General features: G+C 39.7%; 5 protein-coding genes. 2 read left to right on the top strand and 3 right to left on the bottom strand.

The genetic code is table 11. The annotated features are described in order from the left end of the window. Positions 1 to 529 precede the first annotated feature (529 nt). From I6F53_RS19790 to rph, 3 genes are read right to left on the bottom strand one after another with little or no spacing between them, the layout of a single operon-like run. Positions 530 to 910: a diacylglycerol kinase gene (locus tag I6F53_RS19790; protein WP_197240894.1), complete on the bottom strand. Its 381-nt coding sequence runs from the start codon at positions 908 to 910 to the stop codon at positions 530 to 532. Positions 911 to 966: 56 nt separating this feature from the next. After that, positions 967 to 1,611: an orotate phosphoribosyltransferase gene (gene pyrE, locus I6F53_RS19795; protein WP_197240895.1), complete on the bottom strand. Its 645-nt coding sequence runs from the start codon at positions 1,609 to 1,611 to the stop codon at positions 967 to 969. A gap of 18 nt (positions 1,612 to 1,629) precedes the next feature. After that, positions 1,630 to 2,343 carry a ribonuclease PH gene (gene rph / locus I6F53_RS19800; RefSeq protein ID WP_002958890.1) on the bottom strand — a complete coding sequence of 238 codons (714 nt, stop codon included), beginning with the start codon at positions 2,341 to 2,343 and terminating at the stop codon, positions 1,630 to 1,632. Positions 2,344 to 2,522: 179 nt separating this feature from the next. Between rph and I6F53_RS19805 the strand changes: the two genes are divergently transcribed. Beyond that, entirely contained in the window at positions 2,523 to 3,383 is an 861-nt protein-coding gene (locus I6F53_RS19805; protein WP_002958889.1) for a YicC/YloC family endoribonuclease, read from the top strand. Positions 3,384 to 3,903: 520 nt separating this feature from the next. After that, positions 3,904 to 5,235: an IS4 family transposase gene (locus tag I6F53_RS19810; protein ID WP_231616654.1), complete on the top strand. Its 1,332-nt coding sequence runs from the start codon at positions 3,904 to 3,906 to the stop codon at positions 5,233 to 5,235. The last annotated feature ends 207 nt before the right edge of the window (positions 5,236 to 5,442 follow it).

Below are 5,442 nucleotides of genomic sequence, written 5' to 3' on the forward strand. Positions count from 1 at the left end.
ATTGAATTGACTGTGCCGAATAATTACCGAAATAACTATTCTGTTGGTCACTCAGTTTTCAATTGAGACTCTAATTTGTTTGCCTCGTTACTTGCTCAATAAAGAACGAAGTAGGTTGGCTGTTAGAACTCAATCTGTACGAGTGCCCACACAGATGATTGCTTTATATTGTTAAAGAACGTTTTGAGTCGCTTTAGCGCCTCAAGGGATGCGAATAATACACCCTTTATTTTTCGAGTCAACACTTAGTTTTAAACTTTCTTTTTGGAAGATTTAAAACCGAAGTTTTATTTAACTCTCTAAGGTAGTTCGTGCCTCGCTATGCGTTGTCCGCTGCGCGTCGCCATATCCCGTCTCAGTGGGGTCGCATTATAGGGAGATCCGAAAACAGATCAACCCTTTTTTGAAGAAAACTTGAAATAAAGTGCTGTTCGCTGAGTATTTGAGCTAAACACGTTAAAAACACAACATAACTAGCAAGTTATTAACAACTAAAGGCGTTTTAACTATTCTAGTATCATAAATTGTATCAAACGATCTTCATGTAGAGGCTTGCACCCCAAATGATCAACACGATCGCTAATGAAAGTGTTACGGCTGCAGATCCCATATCTTTAGCTCTACCCGATAATACATGCAATTCTGTACTTACTCGATCTGTTAATGCTTCGATGGCAGAATTTAATAATTCAACGATTAGTATAACCAGCAGTGAACTTACTAATATTGCCCAGTGCAGTAATGATGAAGCAAGCCAAAATGAAATAGGAAATAATATAAGGCTCAATAGTAGCTCTTGTCTAAATGCAGCTTCTTCTTTAAATGCAGCTTTAAAGCCTAGGTAGGAGCAATAAGTTGCTTTGAAAACACGTTTGAGGCCTAAGCCATTTGGTTTAAGTATATCTTTCATTAATAAACTCTATGAATGAAGGTCAAAATAAAGCCCCGCATTGCGAGGCTTTTTATTTATGCTACACCGTATTGATCACGATAAGCTTTAACTGAGGCTAAATGTTCGTCCATCGTCCCTTGAACTTCAAGGTAGCTAATAAGATCAGCTAATTTTACAATAGAGATTACTTTGGTATTAAAGTCGCGCTCAACTTCTTGAATAGCTGATAACTCAGCTTTACCTTTTTCTTGGCGATCTAATGCTATTAAAACGCCACTAAGGTCTGCGCCATTCTGTGCAATAATTTCCATAGACTCACGTATAGCGGTACCAGCGGTAATTACATCATCAACTAGCATTATTTTGCCATTAAGTTCTGAACCCACCAATGTGCCACCTTCACCGTGTGCTTTTTTCTCTTTACGGTTAAAACAGTACGGTACATCTTTATCATGGTGATCTGCTAATGCAACTGCCGTCGTTGTCGCGATTGGGATACCCTTATACGCAGGACCAAATAGTACATCGTATTCTATCGCTGAATCTTCTAATGCTGATGCATAAAAACGACCTAAGCGTGCTAAGTCACGACCTGTATTAAACAAACCGGCATTAAAAAAGTAAGGACTTATGCGCCCTGACTTTAAAGTAAACTCACCAAATTTTAATACCTGCTTCTCTAGAGCAAATTCTATAAACTCTTTTTGATAATCTTTCATATCTAGTGGCCTACCTATTTATGCTAATGCTTGCTTTTGTACGTCAATAATTTCGCGTATAGAATGTTTGGCTAAAGTAAGTAACTCATCCAGCTCATCAAACGAGAAAGGTTCACCTTCGGCTGTACCTTGAATTTCAATAATTTTACCTGTCTCAGTTAAAATTACGTTCATATCAGTCTCAGCAGCTGAATCTTCTATATACTCTAAATCGCTAATTGCTTGACCTTTGTATATGCCTACTGAAATAGCCGCAATCATATGCTTTAGTGGGTTTGAGTTAATCATACCTTTAGCACGCATATGCGTTAGTGCATCAACTAATGCAACACATGCGCCACTTATAGAAGCAGTACGTGTACCACCATCTGCTTGGATTACATCACAGTCGATAGTAATTGTGTTTTCGCCAAGTGCTTTTAAATCAACGGCAGCACGAAGTGCACGTGCAATTAAGCGTTGAATTTCCATAGTACGACCGCCCTGCTTACCACGTGCAGCTTCTCGAGCATTACGCGTATGCGTTGCTCGCGGTAACATACCGTATTCAGCATTGATCCAACCTTTACCCTGACCTTTCATGAAACGAGGAACGCCCGATTCGACAGTAGCTGTACAAAGTACTTTGGTATTACCAAATTCAACAAGTACTGAGCCTTCAGCATGCAAAGTATAATTACGTGTAAATGTAACAGGTCTAATTTGGTTAGGTGTTCTTTCGCTTGGACGCATTGACGATCCCCTTAATTCAGAATTTGCGACATTATAAGTGTATGCGGGTATAGATACCATGCTGATTTAAATAAATAGCTGTATGCAAAATATTCAGTGTATTAAATTTTCCCTAGAGCTTAAGCGGTGTTACGGTATAATCATCGTAATATTGTATTTATAAATTTAGGAAAATATCCATGATCCACAGTATGACAGCTTATGCGCGTCGCGAAATAAAAGGCGATTGGGGAACTGGCACTTGGGAAGTTCGTTCAGTGAACCAGCGTTACCTTGAAACATTTATTCGCGCACCAGAGCAATTTCGTGGCATGGAGCCAGTTATTCGTGAGCGTTTACGCAAACACTTACAACGCGGTAAAGTTGAGGTTTTTTTAAAGTTTGTAGCAAATCCTGCCCATGTTGGTGAGCTATCAATTAACCAAGCCCTTGCTGAGCAACTTATAAATAGCGCGAAATGGGTTCAACAGCAAAGTAATGGCGACATTAACCCTGTTGATATATTGCGTTGGCCTGGTGTTATGGAAGCTGAAGAACTTGATATGGATAGCGTTAATACCGCATTAATTGCTGGTCTTGATCAAGTAATCGAAGATTTTAAATCAGCTCGTGGCGATGAAGGTGCAAACCTTGAAGAAATGATAGCAATCCGCCTTGATGCGATTTTAGAGCAAGTAGAAATTGTAGAAACGCATATGCCTGAGATTGCTAAGTGGCAGCGTGAAAAACTGGCTCAAAAGCTAGAAGACTTAACAGCAAACATTGACGAGTCACGCCTTGAACAAGAACTTATTTATCTTGCTCAAAAACAAGATGTAGCTGAAGAATTAGATCGTTTAAAGTCTCACGTTAAAGAAACTAAAAAAATCCTTAAAAAAGGTGGCGCATGTGGTCGTCGTTTAGATTTTATGATGCAAGAGTTTAATCGTGAAGCTAACACGCTAGCGTCTAAGTCTATTAATAGTGACATCACTACTGCCGCTGTAGAGCTAAAAGTGTTGATAGAACAAATGAGAGAACAAATTCAAAACATTGAGTAATTTTTAGCCAAAATAGCATATTCATTACTGATCAAACCCGAGCTTGGCTCGGGTTTTTTATTAATACCAATAATGATATTTCGAATGTTGTTACCTAGCACTTCGCTTAATGTGAAATCCTCACCTTCAAATCACACTTTATTTTAAACATTAAAAAACCCGAGACTAAGCTCGGGCTTTTTGGTAACAATTAGCTAGGCTAATAATTACGCTTTGAACGTTACTACAACGTACCTACGCCTAAAGTAAGAGCGCCACCTTCATATGACACTTTATTTTAGACATTAAAAAGCCCGAGACTAAGCTCGGGCTTTTGGTAACAATTAGCTAGGCTAATAATTACGCTTTGAACGTTACTACAACGCACCTACGCCTAAAATAAGAACACCACCTTCATATGACACTTTATTTTAGACATTAAAAAACCCGAGACTAAGCTCTAATGCAGATCGTTTAAGCTAATTGAACGATCTTTCAAAGGGCTCATAATAGGCTACAACAGAAGTTGTGGCCTATTTTTATGTCTGAATTTATTAAAGAATTACACCTTACTACTGAGTTTTGCCAAGATCGCGATATTGATTCGTTCACTAAGCACATTCCCCTTGAGTGGATTGAAGAAGCTGTTACCCAAACAGGAAGAGCCTCTGTACGCAAACGACGCTTCCCCGCCGAACAAGCCGCTTGGCTTGTGTTAGGAATTGGCTTATTAAGAAACCGCTCAATATCTGAAGTCTGTGACAAACTAGAGCTCGCTTTTCCTGACGCTAAAGGAGAGCTTCCACCATTGGCGACCAGCAGTATTATAAAAGGGAAAGAAAAGCTAGGCGCAGCGCCTATGAAACACCTTTTTAAACATACAGCAACGCAGTGGGAGCAGTCGCAAATTTTTGATGACGTGTGTGGTTTAAAGCTGCTAAGCGTTGATGGTACACAATTTAAAACCCACGATACACCGAGTAACCGTCATTTTGGCTATGCTCAATCGACAACGAACTTCCCCTCAGTACTTGCTGTGACCCTGATGTCGACAAGAACGCATTTAATATCCGATGCAGCGTTTGGCCCCATTACTCAAAGTGAAATTCATTACGCTCAACAGCTTGTTGGCTCAGCACCTGAACATTCACTAACTCTATTTGATAGAGGTTTCTTTTCGGCTGAACTATTCACAAGCTGGCAAGGTGTTAGCGAAAATCATCATTGGCTTACGCCCATCAAAAGTAAAATGCGCTATGAAATAACGGAATCATTTAGTGATTACGACCACTTAATAACAATGCCTATTTCGCCACAAGCTAAAAAATTAGCTCCTTACCTAGGTGACACATGGCAAGCAAGACTTATTCAAATTCCGACACCTAAAGGTGAAATAAAAGGCTTCATCACCTCATGCGCCTGTCCAGAAAAATACCCGCGGAAAGCGCTACTCGATGTTTATTGGCAACGATGGGAAATAGAGCGAGGATATGGTGAGCTCAAGCAATATCAATTATCTAATAAGCCAGCGCTACGGAGCTTGAAAAAGGAAGGTATTTATCAAGAGCTTTGGGGAATTCTGACGTCATACAATATCGTGAGACTTGAAATGGCAGAGATGGCTAAAGCCCATAAAGTGGAGCCATTACGCATCAGTTTCATAAACGCATTATACCTAATACAAGACGAGTTTTTATGGTGCTCAGGTCGAAGCCCCGGGACAATCCCTAAAAAGCTAAAAGAACTACGTGAAAGCGGTAAACGGCTAATATTACCGGAGAAAAGAAAGCGAAAAGCTTATCCGCGAACGGTGCTCGCAAAGACACAAAAATATCCAGTTAGGTATAAACGAAAAAACACCACTCGTTCTTAAACGAGTGGTGTTAAGACTAAGCTCGGGCTTTTTGGTAACAATTAGCTAGGCTAATAATTACGCTTTGAACGTTACTACAACGCACCTACGCCTAAAATAAGAGCGCCACCTTCATATGACACTTTATTTTAGGCATTAAAAAACCCGAGACTAAGCTCGGGCTTTTTGGTAACAATTAGCTAGGCTAATAATTACGCTACGATAGTT

This window comes from Pseudoalteromonas sp. SWN29 (assembly GCF_015864465.1).
Taxonomy (GTDB): domain Bacteria; phylum Pseudomonadota; class Gammaproteobacteria; order Enterobacterales; family Alteromonadaceae; genus Pseudoalteromonas.